The 18470-nt window shown below is 64.3% G+C and carries 23 protein-coding genes; 8 read left to right on the forward strand and 15 right to left on the reverse strand.

Annotated elements, in window-relative coordinates; translation table 11 throughout:
• Positions 1-912, forward strand: coding sequence for a replication initiation protein (locus LDB29_RS29105; protein WP_015063480.1), 912 nt, complete (start codon positions 1-3; stop codon positions 910-912).
• A 71-nt stretch (positions 913-983) separates the two neighbouring features.
• On the opposite strand, the gene LDB29_RS29110 is transcribed toward LDB29_RS29105, so the two are convergent.
• The 3 genes from LDB29_RS29110 to LDB29_RS29120 form a co-directional block, all read right to left on the reverse strand.
• The gene (locus LDB29_RS29110; protein ID WP_020817760.1) at positions 984-1250 is read right to left on the reverse strand and encodes a hypothetical protein; all 267 of its coding nucleotides are present in this window, start codon (positions 1248-1250) and stop codon (positions 984-986) included.
• 25 nt (positions 1251-1275) lie between these two features.
• Complete coding sequence (locus LDB29_RS29115; RefSeq protein ID WP_015063478.1) at positions 1276-1911, reverse strand: AAA family ATPase; 636 nt, start codon at positions 1909-1911, stop codon at positions 1276-1278.
• Between the two features lie 80 nt (positions 1912-1991).
• Positions 1992-2627 carry a transcription elongation protein SprT gene (locus LDB29_RS29120; protein ID WP_020817759.1) on the reverse strand — a complete coding sequence of 212 codons (636 nt, stop codon included), beginning with the start codon at positions 2625-2627 and terminating at the stop codon, positions 1992-1994.
• Between the two features lie 502 nt (positions 2628-3129).
• Between LDB29_RS29120 and LDB29_RS29125 the strand changes: the two genes are divergently transcribed.
• The 3 genes from LDB29_RS29125 to LDB29_RS29135 are packed head-to-tail and all read left to right on the forward strand — an operon-like array spanning position 3130 to position 4457.
• Positions 3130-3549 carry a putative toxin-antitoxin system toxin component, PIN family gene (locus LDB29_RS29125; RefSeq protein WP_020817758.1) on the forward strand — a complete coding sequence of 140 codons (420 nt, stop codon included), beginning with the start codon at positions 3130-3132 and terminating at the stop codon, positions 3547-3549.
• A gap of 2 nt (positions 3550-3551) precedes the next feature.
• Positions 3552-3830: a toxin-antitoxin system HicB family antitoxin gene (locus LDB29_RS29130; protein ID WP_020817757.1), complete on the forward strand. Its 279-nt coding sequence runs from the start codon at positions 3552-3554 to the stop codon at positions 3828-3830.
• Positions 3831-3836: 6 nt separating this feature from the next.
• Entirely contained in the window at positions 3837-4457 is a 621-nt protein-coding gene (locus tag LDB29_RS29135; protein ID WP_015063474.1) for a histidine phosphatase family protein, read from the forward strand.
• On the opposite strand, the gene LDB29_RS29140 is transcribed toward LDB29_RS29135, so the two are convergent.
• From LDB29_RS29140 to LDB29_RS29150, 3 genes are read right to left on the reverse strand one after another with little or no spacing between them, the layout of a single operon-like run.
• Positions 4454-5422 carry a tyrosine-type recombinase/integrase gene (locus LDB29_RS29140; protein ID WP_020817756.1) on the reverse strand — a complete coding sequence of 323 codons (969 nt, stop codon included), beginning with the start codon at positions 5420-5422 and terminating at the stop codon, positions 4454-4456. The two genes, LDB29_RS29135 and LDB29_RS29140, sit on opposite strands and share 4 nt — an antisense overlap.
• Entirely contained in the window at positions 5419-5790 is a 372-nt protein-coding gene (locus tag LDB29_RS29145) for a hypothetical protein (protein ID WP_015063472.1), read from the reverse strand. Before LDB29_RS29145 ends, LDB29_RS29140 begins: the two co-directional genes overlap by 4 nt.
• Before the next feature lie 34 nt (positions 5791-5824).
• Positions 5825-6190 (reverse strand): hypothetical protein, encoded by a 366-nt coding sequence (locus tag LDB29_RS29150; RefSeq protein ID WP_015063471.1) that lies wholly within the window; start codon positions 6188-6190, stop codon positions 5825-5827.
• Positions 6191-6487: 297 nt separating this feature from the next.
• On the opposite strand from LDB29_RS29150, the gene LDB29_RS29155 reads away from it, so the two are divergent.
• Positions 6488-6859 (forward strand): PRC-barrel domain-containing protein, encoded by a 372-nt coding sequence (locus LDB29_RS29155; protein WP_059153563.1) that lies wholly within the window; start codon positions 6488-6490, stop codon positions 6857-6859.
• 114 nt (positions 6860-6973) lie between these two features.
• Positions 6974-7261 (forward strand): hypothetical protein, encoded by a 288-nt coding sequence (locus LDB29_RS29160; RefSeq protein ID WP_257558941.1) that lies wholly within the window; start codon positions 6974-6976, stop codon positions 7259-7261.
• A gap of 75 nt (positions 7262-7336) precedes the next feature.
• On the opposite strand, the gene LDB29_RS29165 is transcribed toward LDB29_RS29160, so the two are convergent.
• Together LDB29_RS29165 and LDB29_RS29170 are read right to left on the reverse strand one after the other, a co-directional pair.
• Positions 7337-7783 (reverse strand): globin domain-containing protein, encoded by a 447-nt coding sequence (locus LDB29_RS29165; RefSeq protein WP_029547632.1) that lies wholly within the window; start codon positions 7781-7783, stop codon positions 7337-7339.
• 149 nt (positions 7784-7932) lie between these two features.
• Positions 7933-8535 carry a sensor histidine kinase gene (locus tag LDB29_RS29170; protein WP_010337034.1) on the reverse strand — a complete coding sequence of 201 codons (603 nt, stop codon included), beginning with the start codon at positions 8533-8535 and terminating at the stop codon, positions 7933-7935.
• A 141-nt stretch (positions 8536-8676) separates the two neighbouring features.
• On the opposite strand from LDB29_RS29170, the gene LDB29_RS29175 reads away from it, so the two are divergent.
• Positions 8677-9048 carry a response regulator gene (locus LDB29_RS29175; protein ID WP_169795129.1) on the forward strand — a complete coding sequence of 124 codons (372 nt, stop codon included), beginning with the start codon at positions 8677-8679 and terminating at the stop codon, positions 9046-9048.
• Positions 9049-9372: 324 nt separating this feature from the next.
• Here the strand turns inward: LDB29_RS29175 and LDB29_RS29180 are convergent, their stop codons facing one another.
• From LDB29_RS29180 to traA, 7 genes are all read right to left on the reverse strand, one after another.
• Positions 9373-10290 (reverse strand): GGDEF domain-containing protein, encoded by a 918-nt coding sequence (locus tag LDB29_RS29180; RefSeq protein ID WP_059153560.1) that lies wholly within the window; start codon positions 10288-10290, stop codon positions 9373-9375.
• A 308-nt stretch (positions 10291-10598) separates the two neighbouring features.
• Positions 10599-11231 carry an RNA polymerase sigma factor gene (locus tag LDB29_RS29185; protein ID WP_257558945.1) on the reverse strand — a complete coding sequence of 211 codons (633 nt, stop codon included), beginning with the start codon at positions 11229-11231 and terminating at the stop codon, positions 10599-10601.
• Positions 11232-11749: 518 nt separating this feature from the next.
• Positions 11750-12028, reverse strand: a complete 279-nt coding sequence (locus LDB29_RS29190) for a WGR domain-containing protein (protein WP_059153624.1) — start codon at positions 12026-12028, stop codon at positions 11750-11752.
• Between the two features lie 675 nt (positions 12029-12703).
• Positions 12704-13840 (reverse strand): serpin family protein, encoded by a 1137-nt coding sequence (locus tag LDB29_RS29195; RefSeq protein ID WP_257558949.1) that lies wholly within the window; start codon positions 13838-13840, stop codon positions 12704-12706.
• 167 nt (positions 13841-14007) lie between these two features.
• Positions 14008-14277: a DUF1971 domain-containing protein gene (locus LDB29_RS29200; protein WP_046990358.1), complete on the reverse strand. Its 270-nt coding sequence runs from the start codon at positions 14275-14277 to the stop codon at positions 14008-14010.
• Positions 14277-15017 carry a DUF6118 family protein gene (locus tag LDB29_RS29205; protein WP_257558917.1) on the reverse strand — a complete coding sequence of 247 codons (741 nt, stop codon included), beginning with the start codon at positions 15015-15017 and terminating at the stop codon, positions 14277-14279. The genes LDB29_RS29200 and LDB29_RS29205 overlap by 1 nt, the downstream gene beginning before the upstream one ends.
• Before the next feature lie 10 nt (positions 15018-15027).
• On the reverse strand, positions 15028-17958 hold the full coding sequence (traA, locus tag LDB29_RS29210) for a Ti-type conjugative transfer relaxase TraA (RefSeq protein WP_257558919.1): 2931 nt from the start codon (positions 17956-17958) through the stop codon (positions 15028-15030).
• Between the two features lie 169 nt (positions 17959-18127).
• Here traA and LDB29_RS29215 point away from each other — a divergent pair, with 169 nt between their 5' ends.
• Positions 18128-18451 carry a conjugal transfer protein TraD gene (locus tag LDB29_RS29215; RefSeq protein WP_257558921.1) on the forward strand — a complete coding sequence of 108 codons (324 nt, stop codon included), beginning with the start codon at positions 18128-18130 and terminating at the stop codon, positions 18449-18451.
• Positions 18452-18470 lie beyond the last annotated feature (19 nt).

The raw sequence follows: 18470 nt of genomic DNA on the forward strand, positions 1-18470 counted from the left end.
ATGAATCATGCAACCTCACCTGTAAATGGCGGAAAGGCAAAGGTTGCCCTGGACGGCGACACCGCTCTGACCCTCGCGCAAAAGGGACGCGGCAATCCCTTTGATCCCGCCAATTATGGAGAAATTGTCAAACCCGGCGAGCTGGTCGATATTGTCGAGCTGTCCCCCCTCACCCTCGCCGATCGGCGAATCTATAACCTGCTGATCGCCAACGCCTGGGAGCGGATCGGCGAGCCGGTCATCCACCGCATCCCGAAAAGCGCGCTCAAAGGCACGCACCAGGGCAATGAGCGCATAGAAAGCTCGCTGCTGCGCCTGATGGGCACCATCGCGATCGTCACGATCCGCAAGGGCGGCAAGAGCTTTAAGCGCCGCGTCCAGCTTCTCGGCCCCAGCGATGAAAGCCTCGAAAAAGACGGGTTCCTGCATTACCGCATCCCCGAAGAACTGATTGAGATTTTGCGTAACAGCGAGGTCTATGCCCGCCTCAAGACGCAAGTGATGTATTGTTTCGAGTCGAAATACGCGCTCTGCCTCTATGAAATGATCGAGCGCCGTATCGGCCTCGAATACAAGCAAAGCGAGGAGTTCACTATCGCGGAGCTGCGCGGCCTGCTCAACGTGCCGGAAGGCAAGTTGGAACGCTTCGCCGATTTCAACAAATACTGCCTCAAGGTCGCTCAAGAGGAAATCAACAAGCTCTGCCCCTTCTGGGTCGAGTTCACCCCGATCAAGAAGGGCCGCAAGGTCGAGCGGGTTTCGATGATGTGGCTTCCCAAGACCATGAGCGGCCGTCGCGACGCGCAAAACCTGATCGACCAGCATAGCATTGTGCGGCGGGCGAAGCTGCGCGGAGACATACCCGAAATGCCGGTGCTGGTGGATTTCAGCGCGCCAGCGGCCCAAAGGTGAGGCCCTACCCCAAAACTCACTTTTCGCGCGCTGCGCCTGCCTAGCCTGCGACGCCCATCTCCTCGCCGGCCCTATCCCTCGCCAGCATCGAGCGCGCGGCTCACCGTGAACTGAATCCATGCGCTGCGGCTGATCCCGCGCCGCTTCGCCGCCGCATCGACCTTCGCCAGCAAAGCGCGATCGAACCGCAACATGACCGGCGACTTGCGCGGCCCGTCCTCGGCCGCCTCCGTGATCGCCGGCGCTGTCGGTTTCGCGGCACCGGCTATGAAGGCGTCGGCCGCGTCGTCGGTAACGGGCGGCTTGGGCTTGCTATTCGGTTTACGAGCGATAGCCATTTTCATTCACTCCGCTATCATTATGCTATACAAATACCGCACTGACCAATGCGGCCAGCTCGTCTATCGCCTTGGCGTCGCGCGGGGATTGCTCGACCACCGCCCTGCCCTCGGCCGCCGCGTTCGGGAACGCTTTGCGGCGCACGATCGACGTGGGCAGCACCTCGATCCCCTCAATATCGCCGATCATCTGCAAGGCCGCCTCATTGTCGCCGCCCTGCGGGTCCGCGCCGTTGAGGACCGCGACGGCGCGCAGCCCCTCGTTGATCTCGCGCGCCTCGGCCACCAGCGCCGCCACCTGGTCGAGCGCCCACACGTCAAAGCTGCGCGGCTGCACCGGCACCAGCAGCGTGTCGGCCACGGTGAGCGCGGCGCGCAGCGAGCCGGTATCGCGTCCGCCTACGTCGATGATGATGTCATCATATTTGGGGGCGAGCTGGCGGACCTGGCTGCGAAGAGCCGCGCCAGTGAGCGCGACGGCGGTATAGCCAGCCTCGCCAAGCCGCTCGGCGCGCAGCTCCGTGAAGGTAAGGGCGGTTCCCTGCTCGTCGCCGTCCACTAGCAGAAGGTCGCGGCCCGCAAGCGCGCGCGCGACCGCGAGGTTCACGGCGAGCGTGGTCTTGCCGACGCCGCCCTTGGTGTTTCCGACCGCCAATATCATTCCGCTCTCGCTCCGCTGGCAATGTGCGCGCTATATAGCAGCGTTTGTAATGCTAGGCGATATACATTTGATGGCGGCGATTATTCGCCGCCCTCCCCCTCGTCCTCGTCGTCCAGCGGTTCGTGCTCCATCTGGCCATGATCCTCGATCGGGCAAAGCGGCGCTCCGGCCAGCTCAAGCCACTTGCGCGCGGTCCTCACCGTATAGCCGCACGTCGCGCACTCACATTTGAGCATCCGGGTTTTCTGCTTCTTGGGAGCGGTGGATTCGCCGTCCGTATCGAGACGGGCATGGGGGAGGGGGCCAACGGCTTTTAGGATCGGCGCGATAGCGACAAGAAACGCCTCGCCCGGTGTCGTCGCCCGCATCGGCCCGACCAGGCCAAGGCCAAGGGCGACCCGTTTAAACGCCTTCCCATGCCCTGCCGGGATGCCCACGGCCGCGTGGACCAGTTCATGCGCGAGGATCGCCGCGATCTGCGCCGGCATGGCGTCGGCCGCGTGGGCGAGGTCGGGACGGATAAAGATTTCAAAATGCCCATCTGCACTAAGCCGGTTGTCCCAGCACTCGCCGATCGCCTTGCCCTTGCGGCCCGTGCTGGTGAAGCCGATCGCCACGCGGATATGCGCGGGCAGGGGGGCGTCCAGCGCCTCGAACAGCGGGGCCATGCCCGCCGCCACCGCATTGAGCCAGCTTTCCCGGTTGTCCTGCGTCATCGTTTTTACTCCCTTCAAATCGCCTGTCCGGCGATGGCCGTGCCATCGGCCGGAACACGGACGCCCAAGAACGACGACAGGAGAGGGGGGCAGCGGGAATCTGCGGGAGTGGTGCGGGCGGGCGCTTCGCGCCAACCCGGTCCCGCTGATTCCCGTTGCTGGGGAGAGGGGGACGGAACGCCCTCTCCCCACGCAAATAAACGACACGCCGGCGCACGCCGGCACGACAGGGCAGGGGCAAGGCCCCTGCCTCACGCGAGGATCGTCACGCTTATGCGCCAAGACCGCTTGCGGGCTTGGTCGGAGCGGTCACGCGGAGATAGAGCCGTGCCCGAAGGGTCGCGCCCGATATTGCCTTTTAATGTCCATATGACAGCGTAACGATAGCGTTATGATATACAGATGATTGATTTCTACTCGCCTTGTCGCCGGCTCATCGCTTCGCCAGTGGCGGACTAGAGCCATCTAGAAAAACATCCCATAGGATGTTATATTAAGCGCGATGCAAAGAGTCGTATTAGATACCTCGGTTATCGCCACGGCGCTGCGGAGCCAAACGGGAGCGAGCTTCGCCCTACTGCGCGCCGTCGAGTATGGCCGCTTGAAGATACTCGCCACGCCGTCGCTGTTCCTCGAATATGAGGACGTGCTGAAACGACCGGAGCAGCGGCAAGTGTCGGGGCTGACGTTGGAGGCCGTGGACGAACTGCTTGGCGAGCTGGCGGCGCTGATCGAGCCGGTGGAGGTGCATTTGCTGTGGCGGCCGCAACTACGCGACCCCGACGACGAAATGGTGTTGGAAGCGGCGATTAACGGGCGGGCCGATGCGCTTGTGACTTATAATATCCGCGATTTCCGGGGCGCAGCCCCGCGCTTCGGAATCCGGTTGATGCAGCCCGCCGATCTGTTGAAGGAGTTATGACAATGAGCAAGGCGACCTACCCGCTCAAGCTGCCAACCTCGATCAAGGCGGCAGCGGCGCGACTGGCAAAGGAAGATGGCGTTAGCCTCAATCAATGGATCGCAACGGCGGTCGCGCAGAAAATTGGCGCGGTCGAGACGGCGGCCGAGTTCTTCACGCGCCGCGCGAAGGGCCACACCGGCAGCGGCCTGGGCCGTATTCTCGACAAGGTGCCTAATCGGCCGCCCGAAGCCGGCGACGAATTGCCGGAAGGCTGGACGCTCGATCGCCTGCGCCAGTAATCCGGCATGAGGGCCATCTTCATCCGGCACGGCGAAAGCACCGGCAACGCCGGCGTGCCGTGTCACGATCTGGCGACGATCGAGCTGACGGAGCGCGGCCAGGAACAGGCCCGCGCGGTCGCGGCGAGCTGGACGGAAGCGCCCGCGCTTATCGTCACGTCGCCTTATACCCGCACCCGGCAGACGGCCGCGCCGACGATCGCGCGCTTTCCCGGCGTGCCGGTGGAGACGTGGCCGATCGAAGAATTTACCTATCTCCAACCCTCCCGATGGAACGGCACGCGCAGCGCCGAAAGGATGCCGCACCTCGAACGCTATTGGAGCGCGGCCGATCCTGATTATTGCGACGGGGAAGGGGCGGAGAGCTTCGGCACGCTGCTACGGCGCTGCGAGGCCGCGCTGGCGCGTCTCGCCGCCATGCCTGCTGACTCGCTGGCCTATGTGTTCGGGCATGGGCAATTCATCCAGGCCGCACGCGCAATCGTCGCCGACGCTCATATGGATGACCGGGCCAAGATGCGCGCGTTCTGGCGCAAGGGGGAGCCGCCCGCGATCGGCAACGCGCAGCGGGTGGGGTTTCATTGGCAGGGCGACCGCTGGGCCTGTGGGCCAGCGGTCGCCGCCTAGATCAACACCCGCTCCACCTCGTCCAGCGTCACGTCATCAGGCCGTCGATCGTAGAGCTGGGTGGTGCGCGTCGAGCTGTGGTTCGCCATCGTCGCGGCCGTCTCCAACGTGCCGCCATTCTTCAAATAGGTGGTGATCCCGGTCGCGCGGAAACTGTGATTGCCGATCGCCGTGCCGATCTCGGCCGCCGCCGCGCGCCGCCGCACCATCGCGAAGGCATTGGCTTGGGGCAGGGGGGTATCGCTTAGTCGCTTAGTGCCGCGCGCGATGGTGCGGAACAGCGGCCCTTTGCGGTCCTCGCGCAAACCGCACCCGTCGATATATTCGACCAGGTAATGCTCAAGATTGTGATGGCAGGGCATTTCATGGCGCTTGCCACCCTTTTCGTGCAGCCGCACCCATAGGCGGCGGTTCTGCACGAACACGTCCTCGACGCGCATGGAGAGCGCGGCACCAATCCGGGCGAAGCTATAGACCATGAGGCCGATCAGGGCGCGGTCGCGCAGGCCGGCATGGGTGGTCACGTCAATGCTGTCGAGCAACCGCCGCGCCTCGTCGGGGGCCAGCACCGGCGTCTTGCCGCGCCGCTGGCTATGCGCCGGTCCGCGCACCGATCCGGCGGGATTCACCGGCACGATATGGCCCGTCACCAGCCAGTCGAACAGGTGACGCACGCCGGCGAGCTGCTGTTTGACGCTGGGCGCGGCCAGCTCGCGCCCCAGCGCCTCGACCCAGGCCGCGACATGAAGCGGCTGCACGCCGGCGAGCGAGGCGACGCCGCGCGCCTCACACCAGGCGAGGAAGTCGCCCGCTGCGCGCGCATAAGCGCGCCGCGTGTGGGGGTTGCGGATGGTGACGGCGAAGAACTCAAGGAAGCGCCGCCGCGTGTCATCGTCGGCCGCCGCGATCAACGCCGGCAGCGCCGGCGACGATGCGGGCGAGGGCAGGGGGGCGAGCTGGTTCATCGCGCGATCTTCTCCCATCGTGCCGGATCGGGGCGAGGCTCGGCAAGCAAGCGATCGATTCTGGCGCAAGCCTCATCATGCGGAATCCCCGGCCTCGGATCGTCAATGCGGGCCTGCAATATCCGGCGCAGCAGCTCGTCCTGTAGGTCGCGGTGCGGCTCCATTTCGATGAAGTTCTGGACGATCAGGAACACCGCCTCGGAAGGGTCGGCGAACCTACCCCGCTCGATCTGCGCCAGCAGCCAATCGGCCATGCTGCCGGGTAGATACGCCTCGAAGCGCAAGCCGCCCGCGCGGGCCTGCTCGCGCAGCGCCTTGGCCTGGGCGCGCTCGGCGGGGTTGTCGTCGGGCAACTCGTCGTCGGTCATAGGACTCCCTTTTGGTCGTGGATCTCCGGCACGTTTAAACGCTCTCGGTAGGATCGCCGCGATACCGCACCCAAAGGTCGTGCATCGCGTCGCGATAGCCCCATGCGTCGGCGTAGGTGGTCGGCTCCTGCGCCAGATAGGCCATGATGGTCAGCATATCCTCGGCAATGACGGCATCGACGTTGCAAAGGTGCAGGATCGGGAAATGCCCGCACTCGTCGCCGTTCCACCAGGCCAACAAGAAATCGGCGACCTTCGCCGATGCGCCCGTCTCGGCCGCGCGCGTGGGCGGCATGGCGATCGGGAGCAAGCGGCCGATCGCCTCGCCGACTTCATCGAAGCTCACGGCCCGGATGATCGGGCGGCGCTGCGGGGGTGTCGTGGCGGCCTTCTCGGTCATGCAATCCCGGTCCTTTTGAATGTATGATAAAGGACATTATCATACATAGAACGGCATGTGAATCACGCTTCAGCCAGCGTCAGATTATTGCATCGGAAAGAGGTGCGGATTTGCGCGATCTCGGCCACGAGCCGAAACTTTTGATTTTCGGATCAGAACGCTCGCTAGTCGTCTATGGGCATGCCGCCAAATTGAAGGCGCTGGCCCGCTTTATCGTTCTGCGCCACCCATTGCTCGATTTCATCGGAAACCCATCAGGGCTGTGTCGTTCTCCTTTAACGAAAGGAGACTCCAGAAATGGCAGACACCAACATCGCTACCGATGAAACCAATCGCCTGATCGCCTCCAACAAGGTTGAAGGTACGGCTGTTTACGACCGTAATGGCAATCGACTCGGCTCGGTTTACAACTTCATGGTCGATAAGCGCGCGGGTCGTGTCGAATATGCGGTCATGTCCTTCGGCGGATTCCTCGGCATCGGCGAGGAATATCATCCGCTGCCTTGGGACCAGCTCACCTATGACACGGACCAGGGCGGCTATGTCGTCGATCTAACAAAAGAACGGCTCGAAGGCGCGCCGCGCTATCGAGCGGGCGAAGAACCTGCTTTCGATCGCACCTATGGCGAGCAGGTCTATGGCTATTACGGCTCGACCTATCCTTTCTGAGACGGGGGACGACGGGAACATCCCGTCGTCCTTCACTTTCGTGATTATGAACGATGATGACGATCCCTCCGGGGTGCCGTGTCCGATTCCCCACATCAGGAAGCGTTGAAAACCTTGGGAGACGCCCTCAAAGCGGGGCCGAAGGCTCTCGCCCGTAGCACTGGTATCGCAGCCCGGACGAACTTTGTGGATCGCCTCACGACGCTGGCGCACCGACTTGATGTTGGTGGTCATGGCGGGGCGAATGAGGTTTATGAGGCAGCCTCGATCATCGCAAGGATGCAGCGAAACCAGAAACATGTAGATCGCGATGGTTGGTCAGTCGCCGACCATGAGGCCATTGCCGGCCTGAAAGGCATCGAGACCAAGCTTCTCAAACTGGCAAATGACGTCGAACAATGAGCATCTTGGCTACCGCAGCCACGATTCTAGGATCGGCTTCTCACATCCTTTGGGAGGAGCGGCCTGCTGCGGCGATCATGCCGCCTTGGTCTGGTAGAGCTGCGCCTCACGGTTGATAAGGATATCGGCTAGAAACCAATAGGCCTCGCCCCATGCCGTCAATATTTCCTCGGTCGCGGCTTCGCCGAGAATATCGCGGATGGCGGGGAGCAGCGCGTTCGCCACGGTGGGGTAATGCTCGGGCTTGATGTGTGTTTCGACATGACGCGCGGCGATCCGCTCGATCGCCGGTTTCAGCGCGTCGAGCTTATCGACATTCTGCGCGAAGGCGAGGATCGCCGCCGCGAGCCGCTTGGGCTGCGCGCCGGATTCGTGCGCGGCCATGTCGAACAACGCCTTGATCTCCGGATCGACGAACAGGCGCTGGTACATGCGCGTGGTGATCTCCACGCCATGCTGCTGGAGCGCAGGCGCCGTAGCTTTCACCAAAGCCATTGTTTCGGGGGAGAGCGGTTTGGACATACAGACGTGCTCCGGATTTCAGACCCTGACAAAAGAGACGATCAAAGTGACGGGAGGGATCCAGTCGGACAAGGAGCGTGGGCCGAAGAGACAGGCATGCGCGATGAACCCAAGGCTTAGCGGCGGGGATGACCCGTATCCGGATTCGATCATAGCTCGACCGCGGCCAGAGGGGCGAGCAAGGTCCACACGACGCCCGAGACGGGAAATTCCAACTCGGCACGGCCGCGCAAGCTGCGGCTTGCGGCCGTGCATATCAGCCGCGATCCAAAGCCCCGCCGCTCGGGCCTGACGACTGGCGGGCCGCCATGTTCGGCCCATTGCATCCAAAGCTCGGCCTCGATGCCCGATCCCAGCACTTTCCACGTCAGCTCGATAGTGCCTGTTTCGTTGGACAGCGCACCATATTTGATCGCGTTCGTCGCCAGCTCGTGAAAGGCGAGGGTCAACGTCATCGCCGCCTTGGGGCCGATCGTGACCGTGGGGCCATCAAGGCGAAGCCGCTCCGCGTAGAGGGTGAAGTGCGCCAGTGCATTCTCGGCCAGCGCCGGGAGGGGCGCGGTCTCCCAATTATGGGATAGAAGCTGCTCGGTCGCGCTACCCAGCGCCGCCAATCGCTCGTCAATGGTCGATCGGGCGTCTTCGATCGAATCGGCCGCCTGCAAGCTCTGGCTGACAAGAGAACGAACGATAGTGAGAATGTTCCTGAACCGATGCTCAAGCTCACGAATCCGGGTTTCAGTATCGACCATAACTCTACGCGCCCCCTACCCGGCTATTTAGATCAATCGATCGCCCAAGACGAACATTTTGCATGTCCGCGTGGAGCGCAGAGCCAGACGGCGCGTTGCTGCGCTGGTCGGTGGAACGGCTGCGTAAATGCTTGGTGCGACATGACTACACGAGACGGGATCAGCGGCCTTCGTGTGCTGGTTGTTGAAGATGATTACTGGGTCGCGGCCACGCTGGTTGAGATAATATCCGACGCCGGCGCAGAAGTCGTCGGCCCTGTCGATTGCGTGCGGGACGCCCTCTCGGCGCTGGACTCGTCGCCTCATGTTGCCAGCCTCGATGTGCAACTTGGCTCCGAAACCTCATTCCCGATCGCGGACGAACTGAATCGGCGCGGCGTGCCCTTCATCTTCGCCACGGGCGCGACCAGCATGATCCCGGCTGTCCACGCCTCACGCCCGATCTGCCACAAGCCCGCGTCGCGCGAGCTTGTGGTCGGGGCGCTCTGCCGCGCGCTCGATGCTGGCTGCTAGGCCTGCGCGCCTCGGATTGCGGGGATAGAGGGGCTCCTATTCCCGCTTTCGGCAGCAAGCATCGGATGGCTGCATTGTCATTCCCCAGGAGGGAACAGCCGCGCCTCAAGGACACGGCTTCGGCCCGTTGCTGCTCGGGGGACTTGTCCTCGGCCGCGTCAAGCGCCGCTTGAAGGTGCACGGCGACATTGCCGCGCTCGTCGGCCTTGTCGAGCGATGCCATCGCCCTCTTCATGAGGCTGATCGCAGTCGCGATCTCCTGTGCCCGCTCGTCCATGCGGCTCCGCCCATCGCTCTGATGAGCCCTCTCCGGCTGCTTGCTCGTCATGTGGCCTCCATTACCCGGAGCCTGGACGTAACAGGGGTATCCCGGCCTCGCTCGGTCGTTGCGCGGCCGATCTCCACGGCGTTCTTCCCGGCGCGCTTGACCGCATACATGAGCTGATCGACCGCGTGCATCAACGAGGGTTCGTCGCGCGGGGTATGGGGCTGAATCAGCAGCGCGCCCATGCTGCACGTCACCGGATGAGGCGTGCCGGCCAGAACCGACGACAGGCGCTTGTGAAGCGATCGAGCGAAATATACCCCTTCCTCGGCCGAATGGACGGGAAGCAAGAAGGCGAACTCGTCGCCGCCAATCCGGCCGAAATCATCCTCGCGCCGGATGATCTTCCGTGCGCCCTGCGCGAAGGCGCGCAGCACCTCGTCGCCGGCAACATGGCCGTGGCGGTTGTTGATGCCCTTGAAGTCGTCGAGATCAAGGATTGCGAGCAGGAAGGATTGCCGGGCAGGCACTGCTTGACCGAGACGATGGATCACGCGCTCCCGGAATGTCTCCTTGTTGAGCGCATCGGTCATGCGGTCGCGCGCCGCCAGGTGACGCTCCCGATCGAAGGACCGGCGGAAGCTGAGAACAATGGCGGCGACGATAACATAGGTGACGGCACGCACGGCCATCCTTGCCCCTAGCAGGGCGGGAGAGAGCCTGGGCAGCTCGGCGACATGCGGCACGACGGCGAGGACCGCCGCAACGATTGCCACCAGATAGCCCGCGCGGCTTCCCAGCGCCCAGCAGGCGGCGCAGACGATCGGGATATAGAGCGGCGCGAGACCTATCCGGGGAAAATGTGCGTTCGCCAGCGCCAGCGCCGTGACGCTGAGGAGGATCGCGAACCAGGCGCGTTCGCGCGGCAGGGAGTGAAGACGATCGGCGAGGCGGCCGACAGGCAGATGACTATTCACGCATGTCCTACTCGGTCAAAAGGTTCTCCAAGCTCATTGTCGCGCCAAGTGTTCCGGACAGCCGGCGGCACGCCCCTTATTTGAGACGTGCCGGCCCTGGAACCGGGTGTTCGAAACCTGAGACATAGTTCAGGCGCGGCCGCCTTTGGGCCGGGTGGCCTTGGACATACGCGTCCGCCACCCGGTCGATAAGCTCGACCGGCTCTATGTCATGAAGGTTTCGACGCCTCCGCCCACGTCTCCGTGAGCGCCGCCACGCTAACGGCAAACTGTTAAGAAAAGCAACAAGCCGACAGGCTCACCGGGGATCAGCCGATCTTCACGCCCCGCCAGTCGCGCTTTTTTTTGGGCGGCATGAGCCGTTTGGCCGCTGGCGGGAGAGTATCGCGGTCGGTCCGATCGGCCAGCAGCGGCGTCGATCGCTCCTCAATGAGGGCGCGCAGCCGAGTCCGCCCGCGTGCGATGCGGCTCTTGAACGTGCCTGCGGCAATGCCGAGCTGCGCTGCCCCGTCCTCAATGGACACGCCCTGGCTCGCCAGCAGCACCGCCTCACGCTGGTGGGGCGGGAGTTCGCTGAGCGCCCAATCTGTATCCCGCAGCCAGATGGCGAGGCTTTGGGTCTCGTCCACCCTCAACATACGGTCGCGCGCATCTTCGGGTAGGTCGGCGTGAAAGCGGGCGCGGCGGCGCCCTGTGAGAAAGCTGTTCTTCATCACGGTCCGCGCCCAGGCGGCGAGGCTTGTGCCCGCCGCGAAGCTGGCGCGCGCGGTCCAGCACCGAAGCATGGTGTCCTGCAGAAGGTCGTCGGCATCGGCACCCCCTCCAGTCAGTCGCCGCGCATAGGCGCTGAGCGCCGCCGCCTGCTCGATCAGCGCTGCTCCGAACGCATCGTCGGGCATGGCGATCGGCAATGAAATACGGACAGGCACATCGGACGGCATCGCATTCTCCAGGCAGGACTCTCCTGCCCTCAAGCGATATAGGACGCGCGAGCCGCCGATGTTGCCGGCTAGACCGCTTCAAGGCCCGCTTCGTCCCGTCTCGGTCGATCAGGGCCGCATCCGTGCTATAGGGCTCCCATATCGCAATCGGAGAGAAACGATGGAGCGCCTGTTTCCGCGCGCCTTGGTAGCGTGCATTCGTGAGGCTCGGCCGCCCACATCGCAGGAACTTGCATCAATGGCCGAGAAGATCTGGCGCGAGACTTACCCAAAGCGTCCATTTCGACGCGAGCGCGCCATGACCATCGCCGCCGTAGCACTCACAGGCGAATGCCCGACGCGCAAGGGACCGCCGGAATCCTGTCCTGCTGAACCATTTTCAACTAGAATGCGGAGCGCTACGGTAAGCCGATGGTCGTCGGGACTGTCGAGAGGATGCGCCGTTTGAAACGGCAATACGCTGGCCGTAGCACCGGCCAATTTCTGCAAGCGGCCAACGGGCCACTGGCGGTGCCGGCTCAAACCTTGATGGCCACCCGCTCGTAAGGCACTCCGATCCGGGTTTCGGCCGTGCCGCGCCGGCGCAGGGTTGCGGCGATATGACGCTCGGCGGCCGTCCGATCGGCGAAGGCATGGCGCTGAGCCTTGCCGGCCGCGCCGATCCGGCCCCAGCGGGTTTCGACGACGATCATGCCGAACAGGTCGAGGCTCGCTGTGATGCTGTAGCGCCGGTGGATGTTACGCGCCGGGTTGAACGCCACCAGTTCGATCGGATCTGGGAGAATTGCGCCTTTCATGGCGCAAAGCCTACGAAACAACAGCTCCAAAGTCCGGCGACTTTCCTGAATCAATGGCACGCTGGCGATTCAGGAAATCGATGATTCCTTGCATCGTTATCTCCTCTGCGGGAGTGCGCGACGCTTCTGACGCTGCTCAAGCCAGGCGGTGAAAGCCGCCTGTGTGCAAACGTCCAAGGGTTCGTAAGTGCTAGGCGCGACGCGCCGAAACAGCATGGGGCCGGTCCGAGCGGCGTTTCGGCCGAGAGAAACCTGGCAGCTATTCGCCGTCATGCCGCAGCGGCCTCCTATGTTCATCACCGAGCTGGTGCGAATGCTGATTGCCCCCGAGACGCGGCCCTTCATGACCCGGATAACGCGCGCGGGGCGGCTCTGCTCGACCTTCCGTCCTGGCCTGAACCACGGTCGTGCTCGTCCGTCCGACCCGCACCAGAAACTGCTCGGTGCCGTCACCGGCACCCGCCCTATTTCCAACTCACCAACAAAATCGGCTTTGGCGAACGCCGCGCGTCCCACTGCCTCAATGTTGTCGGGCAGGATGCACGAACACGCCAAGGCGGGCACGGACGCGCTCAACGCCGCACCGGCCAAGGCCGCGCCAATTACTCGCGACAGCGGCACTATCATGCCAGGAGGCTACGCCGTCGCGGCTGAACGGCACATGGCCCTGTGCGCCTATGGAATCGCGGTCGGATCGGCGATGCGCCCGAAAAACAGCACCGCGCCGCTCTTTCGGTCGCGCAGAGTGGCAAGGAAAGGACGATCGACCACCATCTCTGGCACCTGGGGCTCTATCCGCGCACTGGTCACGACGATTTTCACCGCGGTTGCCGCCGCTGCCTCGGTGCCTTCCTCATCGACGCGCAGGAAGGTCGCGTGCGCCACGTCATTGATCGCCAGACGCACGCCGGAGACGATGCCGGACAGGTCCGCACGCTGCTGATCGAAGGCGCTTGGCATCCCCGCTGCGATCAGCGCTGCCTTGACGCTCTTGTCGAACCGCGCTTCGAAGCGGGGCAGAATGATCCGCATCTCGCGCGCCTGCTCCGCTGCCAGATCGAAGCGATCATTGCCGCCCTGCTCGCCGGCGAAGAAATCGCCCCCCTTCATCTCGCGCTCCCAACGGCGCAGGACCGCCGTGTCGCGCGGCAGGAAAATTTCCATCACGAAGCTGCCATCGCCGGCATAAGGCAGGGTGATCGCCTGTCCCTCATGGGTCTCGCGATAGTCGAACCGGCCTATCCGCTTCATCATCGTGATCGGAATGCGCGTGCCGTCGCCACGCGTGAAGGTCCGCGTTTCCGTCTCCTCGAACGGCACCTGCCACTTTGCCTTGAAGTAAAGAGCGTTGGTCAACACAGCGGCGGTGTCATCCCCGAAGCCGCTCGGAGAGACGATCTCCGAAATCCTGCCCTTCGTCTCGCGCGAGACCCAGCCATTGATCCGTGCGGCCGCTCCGGTGGGATCACCGGCATAATCGACCGTTTCCGGAGCCGCCCCGAAGCCGGAACGCGCCTCGGCGACATACTCGTCCCGGATCGGCAATCCCTTTGCCAGCCATAGCGCGTTCGCGATGCCGAGCGTGATATCGGCATCGCCGGTATCGCTGAGCTGGGCATTATAGGCTCTGATAGGCACGGCCGCATTCGGGACCGAAGGCCAGTCCAGAACGCGCCCGATCTCGTCGCGTGTGACCCCTCGCGCACCGAGGTAAGCAAGCCCCAGGCCCTGTGACAGGCTGACCGGGGAGACGAACAGATTGGCGTTTGCATCGGCCGTCGCTGCCAAGTGCGGGTAGACCTTGGCGGTCATCAACGCCGCGCCATAAGTCAGCGCCCAAGGCGTGATCTCGCCGCTTCGCTCCGACTGCCCGGAGGGAGACGGGCCAAAATTGGGTGCCGGAGCGCTTGTCACGCAGCCACCAAGCGCCAGGCTCACGAGAAACGGGAATGACAAGGCTGCTTTACGCATGGCTCTTCCTAGAGGCTTGGCCGCTGATCGTAGAAATCGACCTGCATCCGCATGGCTCCGAGCGGTTCCACGAAATGCGGCTGTTCCGGTAGAACCAGCCCTGGCCGATCAGGTGTAAGGATCACCTCGGAGGCAGGGTCGAGATAGGTGAGCTTCAATCTCCCTTCGATGACCCGGATCACGCCCCAAACACCGGCCTTGGTGCGATGCTCGGAGCGCAAGGCAGTGGGCAATGTGGCCTCATCGAATATGGGCGTCGAGCGGTAGGGAATCGTCATTACCTCTTCACTCCCACCTGGACCGTGCATCGCACCGGCTGATCCGCCTTCCTTGCGGCTTGCCGGCATCCTTCGATCTTTTCACGATTGTCGCGCAGCAACCTGTCGGCCGCGACGATCGCCTCCCAGCTTGGCTGCGACGCACTCGCCATCAGATGCTGCCCGGCATCCCACGGTGTCGCTTCGGCAAGAACCCGCGTCGCCATGCGTTCGGGCCATTGCCAGCTCGTCGGCACGATCTCGCGCGCCACCAGACCGGGCAAGAAGGACCATAGTAGGATGCCGATAAGCAACCCGCCCAGCCCGAACCATAGTTGACGGTCCTTCTGATCCCGCGCTGTCAGCGCCGATTGAACGACGCTGCGCAGCTCGCGCCCCTGTTGCTTCATCTCGTCGGTGGCAGTTGCAAGCGCGGCATGGTCGGCGCTGCGAAGGTCGGCCGCCGCTCGATTGATCTGAGCCGCGACCTGCGCCAGCGTCATCGCCAGCGCCGGCGACTTCACGATGGCCGTCGTAACCTGGTCCAGGCGTCCGTTGATGCCGTCCAACCCATGGACGACATGCCCCAGCGTCTCCGAATAATCCGGCACGTCGATGCTGGCGCGCTCAGTCGCCAGTCCCTCGATGGCGCGGCGCATCAACGCCAGCTCGCCGCGCTGCTGCTCGACTGCAACGCGCACCTGCTCGAACGCCTCCGCCGCCGCGTCGCCGCCCTCCTCCAATTGCTCGTCGTCGGCCATTCTCTCTCCCTTACCGGCTCATCCCTCGGTCACGGCCGATTTCCAGCGAGCGGGTCAGCTCCTGCTCGATTGCGCGATCCCGGCGCATTTCCAGCCCCAGCTCGGGCGCGCGGCGACGCAGCACCGATTCAAGCTCCGGATCGCGGTGCAGCGTTCCGGCCACGCTCTCCATCTTCTTGCCCGTGCGCTCTGCGCCGGCGCGGTCGCCGCTGCGCACAAGCTCGGCCCGCTCGCGCGCCATACTCTGCCAGCGCTCCACGAACCGATCGGCGCGACGCTCGGGATTGATGCGCACCCGGCCTTCCTCTGCCATCGCCCGTGCCGCCCCACCGGGCTTGCCCTCGGCTGCCTCGCGCACCAGCGCCGGATTTCGCTCGAACGCGGAAGCGAGGTCGCGCGCGCCGTGGGGCCGTACTTTGTCGAGCGCGTCGCCGGCCTTCGCCAGGGCCGCCTGCTGGTGCGGGAGCACCGGCAAGCCCTTGTCGCGCATCCGGTCCATATCGGCCCGCGCGCGCGCATAGCGCTCGATCGCCTTGGCCTGGTTGGGCGCGGTCGATCCTCGCTCGGGAGCAGTGTTAATCGGCCCCTCTTTGCCGTCGCGTCCTGCCAGCTCGGGCGATGCCGGTTTCGGCCTGAAGCCGGCGAACATGCCCTTCGCCTTAGCCTGCACCTGCCTGACCATCTCCCGCGCGCGTTCCGGGAACCGGATCTCGCGCCGATCGGCGAACGCGCGGGCCTGGTCTTGCTCGGGCCTCGCATAGTCGCCCGCCATGTCCTTGGCGCGCTCGCGCGACAGCGTGCGGGTGAGTTGGCGCTGATCGGCGAAGTCGTCGCGGCCATAATGGAGCTGCATCCCGTCGCGATGCCGCGACAGACCGACATAGGCGCTGTGCCGGTCCATCCCCGGCGTCGCCAGCACATGCGCCTGATCGACCGTCACCCCCTGTGATTTGTGGAAGGTCGCGGCATAGCCGTGATCGACATGGGCATAGTCCTTGAGATCGAACGCAATCTGCCGGCCATCGTCGAGCTTCACCGCCATGCTGTCGGGGCTGACTCGCTCGACCTCGCCCAACGTGCCGTTCTTCACGCCAAGACCGCGCTCGTTCTTGAGGAACATGATGCGGTCGCCGGACGCGAACTCGCGCGCGCCCCGCTCGGCCGACACGCCCACGTCCGCGCCCAGCTCGCCGGCGTCGCGTAGCCGATCTCGCGCCGCCAGGTTCAGATCGCGGACCTCGGCATTGGTGTGGGTGAGGATGATCCGGGTCTGATCCGGATCGGTGCGGCGCTGTGCATCCCAGGTGTCGATCAGCTCGGCGCGTGCAGCCTCGCGCGTGTCGGCCGCCTGGACCATGCCATGCGCCTCATAGGCATGGACAGCCTCGCCGGTACGACCCGTGGCGAGAGCCTTAGTGGCGTCGCGTTGCCAATCCTCGCGCTGCCGGCGTATCTCGGTGATCTCGGCTGCCCCGTGCCTCTCAGCCAGTGCACGGAACGCCGCCCCCGCCTCGATCGCCTGCAACTGCTCGGGATCGCCGACGAGCACCACCTTGGCACCGGCATCGCGCACGGCGGACAGCACCCGCTCCATCTGCCGCGAGCCGATCATGCCCGCCTCATCCACCACCAGCACGTCACGCGGCCCAAGCTGCTCGCGCCCCTGCCCCCATGCGTGCTCGAGACTGGCGATCGTCCTCGAGGCGATGCCCGAGCCCCCTTCTAGATTCTCAGCCGCGATCCCCGACAGCGCCGCGCCGCGCACGGTATAGCCCTCGCGCTCCCACGCTTCGCGCGCGACGCCGAGCATCGCCGACTTGCCGGTCCCGGCATAGCCCACAACGATGGCAAGATCGCCGCTCCTCCTTATATGCTCCAGAGCGGCCTGCTGATCCCCACCGAGTGTCAGGCCGCCACTCCCGGCGGTGTTCAACCCCCTTGATAGCGATGCCGCCGGGAGACCATGCCCGGAACGCTCCGCAAGCTGATCGCCAGCGCGTTCCAACCGCTGCTCGACCGCGATCATCTCGCGGCTCGTGAACCGCTCCTGGCCCTTCCCGTCCTGCCCCAGCGCCACCAGCTCGGGTGACGCCTTCACCGCCGCCAATGCGCTGTCGAACTGCTCCTTACCGTCGCTGTGGCGGTGGACGAACATCGCAAGATCGCGGGTGGTGAACGTGGCCTGCTGCCGCATGATCGCGTCCAGCGCAATCTCCGGCCTGGCGATGATCTTCGCGCCATTCTCGCGCGCGATGCGCAGATGATCGTCGGCGCGCTCGGCATCCTCGCCGCGATCCAAACGCCGCGATCCCGCCGGCCCAATCTTGTGCTGCGGCTCAAGCTCGATGCCCTGCGCCGCCAACGTCCGATGGTCGATCCGCGCGTCTATATCCAGCTCCGCCAGGCGCTCATTGACATGATCCGCCCATGCCTCGCGCCACTCCTGCAACAGCGCCGTGCTGTTCCAGTCGCGCACCTTCGCGCCGAACCCCTCCGGCCCAACTTCGCGCATCGACAACATGACATGGGCATGGGGTTTTGGTTGCCCGTCCTTACCCATGTCCCAATGCACATTGAGGTCCGCGACCATGCCGCGTTCGACGAACTGCTTTTCGACGAAATCGCGCGCTAGGCTGACGCCCTCTTTCTGGTCCAGCTCGTGCGGAATCGAGAACTCGACCTCGCGAGCAAGCTGCGCGTCCTTGCGCTTCTCACCGGCTTCGACCTCGTTCCACAAGGTTGTGCGATCGTTTAAACGCTCCGGCGCGCCTTCAGGTAGCATGATTTCCGAATGGACGACGCCGGCCTTGTTCGAGAAATCATGATCGCGCCCTAGCCGGTCATCGTGCAGCTCGGATGCCGAACGATAGGCGGCCGATGCAACGGCGCTCGATCCGTTGGCGCGGCTGATGACCTTGGCCGAGAAATGGTAGATTGCCATGACGGCTGCTATACTGCCTTTCTAAACGCACGTTGGCAACGACGTATAAGCGCGCACTCAACATTCGCTTCGCTCCTGCTGGTTGACTGCCGTGTGCTTCCGTTGTGGGTTGCCTGTCCGCTCTCGTTTGCTAGGCTGCGGTAAATCCGGCGCGGAAGGAGAGAGCACCATGCGCAAGGTGCGCGACTATGACGCGGAGCTGAAGGCACTGGAGAGCCGCGCCAAGGCGATCAAGGCGCGTCGCATCGAACAGCTCGGCCAGCTCGTCACCGCAACCGGTGCCGATGCGCTCGACATGGAAACGCTCGCCGGCGCGCTGCTCGATGCCGTCGCGTCCAAGGATACAGAAGCGAAGGAGGCGTGGCGCGCGAAGGGCTCCGCTTTCTTTCAGCGGCGCGGGCGCAAAGGTGGCCGGACTGCTGGAGGCAACGGCGACGGCGGGAACGCGCAACCGGGCGCTGATCCAGCGTCTGGAAGCGGCGCAGCGTCGTAGCGATACGCGAGGCTGGGTC

Source organism: Sphingobium sp. CFD-2 (genome assembly GCF_024611135.1).
Lineage (GTDB): Bacteria > Pseudomonadota > Alphaproteobacteria > Sphingomonadales > Sphingomonadaceae > Sphingobium > Sphingobium fuliginis.